This window comes from Acidiphilium sp. (assembly GCF_049977125.1).
Lineage (GTDB): Bacteria > Pseudomonadota > Alphaproteobacteria > Acetobacterales > Acetobacteraceae > Acidiphilium.
Genome location: NZ_JBMFGY010000290.1, coordinates 1 through 2,568, shown reverse-complemented (window position 1 = coordinate 2,568; position 2,568 = coordinate 1). Strand labels below are relative to the sequence as shown.

3 protein-coding genes are annotated in these 2,568 nt (G+C 59.8%); all 3 read right to left on the bottom strand.

Annotated elements, in window-relative coordinates:
- Positions 1–464 (bottom strand): ATP-binding cassette domain-containing protein (locus tag ACP5E6_RS18205; RefSeq protein ID WP_427956708.1); only part of this gene is annotated, 464 nt, incomplete at its 3' end.
- Entirely contained in the window at positions 461–1,546 is a 1,086-nt protein-coding gene (locus ACP5E6_RS18200) for a sugar ABC transporter substrate-binding protein (protein ID WP_427956705.1), read from the bottom strand. The genes ACP5E6_RS18200 and ACP5E6_RS18205, both read right to left, overlap by 4 nt.
- A gap of 83 nt (positions 1,547–1,629) precedes the next feature.
- On the bottom strand, positions 1,630–2,562 hold the full coding sequence (locus ACP5E6_RS18195; protein WP_427956711.1) for an ABC transporter permease: 933 nt from the start codon (positions 2,560–2,562) through the stop codon (positions 1,630–1,632).
- Between the last annotated feature and the right edge of the window lie 6 nt (positions 2,563–2,568).

The following is a 2,568-nucleotide window of genomic DNA, read 5'->3' as shown; positions in this document are numbered from 1 at the left end:
ACCCGCGCGATCTCGATGATCTGGCGTTCAGCGAGGGAGATATCGGTGGTGAGCGCGCGCGGGTCGATATGGGTGATGCCGAGATCGGCCAGCTGGCGCTCCGCGATTTGGGGCAGACCGGCGCGGTCGATCAGGCCAAGGCGGGTGCGGGGTTCTCGGCCGAGCATCAGGTTTTCCGCAACGCTCATGAACGGCAGCAGGGTGAGTTCCTGAAATACCGTGCCGATAACGTGCCGGCGCGCCATGGCGACGCCACCGGCATCGGCGCCGGCGATCAGGACGGCACCGTCGTCGGGGGCGATGCGGCCACCGAGAATTTTGATCAGGGTGGACTTCCCCGCACCGTTTTCGCCGACCAGCGCGTGGACACTGCCGGGCGCCACGGCGATCGAGGCCTTGATCAGCGCTTTTACGCCGCCGAAGGATTTCGTGACTGATCGTGCTGCAATGGCCGGCGAGATCATGCTTTCGGCAAATGAACGGTCAGTGTTCCAGGGCAAGGAGTGCCATGCAATGCCGCATCGACGCAGATTTTGACGATCGCGCCTGGTCCACTATCGGTGAAATCGGCGAAGAAACTGTCAGGGAGCTTTGGGAATACCGTCTGACCCACCTTCACCGTCGCGTCGGTGACGAAGGGGAACGGGATGGTAATGTCCCGGCTCGGATAGGTTTTGGTCAGCACACGGCGCGCAAGCTCCAGCGCGACTAAACTGAGGTAGGGTGGTTGCCCGATCGATAGCCCCTCAACCTTCTGTCCCATATAGCCGATCATGAATTTCCGGAACCCGTTTTCCGCCTCTCCGGTTGTTGGCGGTAATGGCGTACGCTTGGCGGCGATGAACGCCTTCAGGACCCCATCCGTGCCGCCCTGGCACCAGATTCCATCGATCTTGGGCAGGCTCGGCAAGATTGCAGCGGTGTTCTTCTCCGCTGTCGCTGAATCCCACATGCCCGTGTAACGATTAACCACTTTGATACCAGGATACTTTGACCACACCAGATCGGCACCCTTGTTGCGATCCTCGTTGACCCCGGTGCCTGCGACACCGGTCACCATGATGACATTGCCCTTGCCATCGAGTTTCCTGGCCAGCCATTCCGCCAGGGTCCGGCCAAACGCGACCTGATCAGTATTGACCTTCAATGCTGCTGGCGTGGTCACCACGTTGTCAAACGAGATCACCAGAATGCCGCGCGCATGGGCCTGCTGGATGATCCCGTTCAACCCGGTTGGCGAGGCGGCATCGACCAGAATGGCATCGACCCGTTCGGCGATCATGCCGGTGATCTGCTGGCTCTGCTGACTGATGTTGTTGCCCGAATTGAAGTAGCTCCCCTCAACCTGACTCCTATAGGGTTCCATTTGCAGCGCGGCCTTGAACAGATTGACCATCTCGATGCGCCACTCGTTGCCGATATACGAGTTGGAGAGCGCGATTTTGAGTTTGCGACCGCCCGCGAACGCGGTGGCGGGGAGAGCGGCGGCACCTGCTCCTGCGGCGAGGCCGGTGAGCACTGTGCGGCGCGTAGCATCTCGTGTCATGGCGTTTCCTCTTATGGTTTTACGACGATTATTATATATAGAATACCGTGATTTCAGTTCGACGCCAACAGGTTTCTGCTCGCTTATCGCAGACGTCGCCGCAGATTATCGATGTATACGGCGCCGATCACCACGATCCCGAGAATGACTTGCTCGACATAGGACGATATCCCGGCGAGCTGGGTACCGTTTTTCAGGATCGTCATCAGCAGTGCGCCCAGAATACTGCCGAGGATGGTGCCGACGCCGCCGAACAGGGACCCGCCGCCAATCACCACGGCGGCGATGGCGTAAAGTTCATAGTTTGCACCGGATGTCGGCTGTGCTGCGGCCGTATATGAAAGATAGACGATGCCGGCGAGGGCGGAGATGGTGCCGCCCAGGATGTAGATCAGCATCAGATGACGCGGCACGTTAATGCCGACACGGCGCGCGGCTTCAGCATTACTGCCGATGGCGAGGGTGTAGCGGCCAAAACGGGTCTTATTGAGGAGGTAGGCCGCGAGTAGCGCGATCACGATGGCGATCCAGCCCATGTTGGGAAAGCCGAGCAGCGTGCCTTGGGCAATAATCTGAAAGTTTTCCGGCAGACCGAACACGGGCGTGCCGTTGGTGGTCAGCAGGGCGACACCGAGCGCGATCGCTAGCATGCCCAGTGTTGCAATAAACGGCGGTACGCCGAGGACGACGACCGAACCGCCGATGATCGACCCCACCAGCGCACCGAGCGCGAGCGTGAGCATGATGCCGGCGAAGATGCCGAGATGGGTATCGACGATGATCAGGGCGCAGATCATCGAGGATAGCGCGACCACTGAACCTTGCGAGATGTCGATGCCGGCGGTGGCAATGATGAATGTCTGTCCGATCGCCAGGATCGCGATCACGGCAACCTGCTGGGTGATGTGGAACCAGTTGATCGGGCTAAGAAAGCGCGGATTGAGGACGCCGAAAATCACGATCAGAACGGCAATGCTGATCAGGGCGAAGGCGAGTTGGCGTATGAAGCGCAGCAGACCCGC

Bases quoted from the DNA above. Each gene is read 5' to 3' on its own strand.
- ACP5E6_RS18200 (WP_427956705.1), bottom strand. From the start codon at position 1,546: ATGACACGAGATGCTACGCGCCGCACAGTGCTCACCGGCCTCGCCGCA.